Raw genomic sequence first — 256 nt, 5'->3', positions numbered from 1 at the left:
ACGAATTAATGGGATTTGAACACTTACGGACAGAACTAGAAGAGATGAAACAGGCGGGCACGTTCCGCAACCTCGTAGCACTTGAGAGCGCGCAACATAACCGCGTGACGATCAATGGTAAGGAACTCATTCAACTGTCGTCGAACAATTACCTCGGACTCGCCGCACATCCACGTCTCGCTGAACAAGCAGCGGAAGCAGCGCGCACGTTCGGTGCTGGAACAGGATCCGTTCGGACGATTGCCGGAACACTCGA

General features: G+C 53.5%; 1 pseudogene. It reads left to right on the top strand.

Features of this window, described 5'->3' with window-relative positions:
- Positions 1–8: 8 nt before the first annotated feature.
- Positions 9–256: pseudogene (locus tag B3M90_RS14490) on the top strand (8-amino-7-oxononanoate synthase); the annotation flags it as partial.

The sequence above is a fragment of the Exiguobacterium sp. UBA6309 genome (assembly GCF_002439205.1).
GTDB lineage: Bacteria > Bacillota > Bacilli > Exiguobacteriales > Exiguobacteriaceae > Exiguobacterium_A.
Note: the sequence above shows the minus strand (reverse complement) of the source record. Positions and strands in the feature narration are given on the sequence as shown.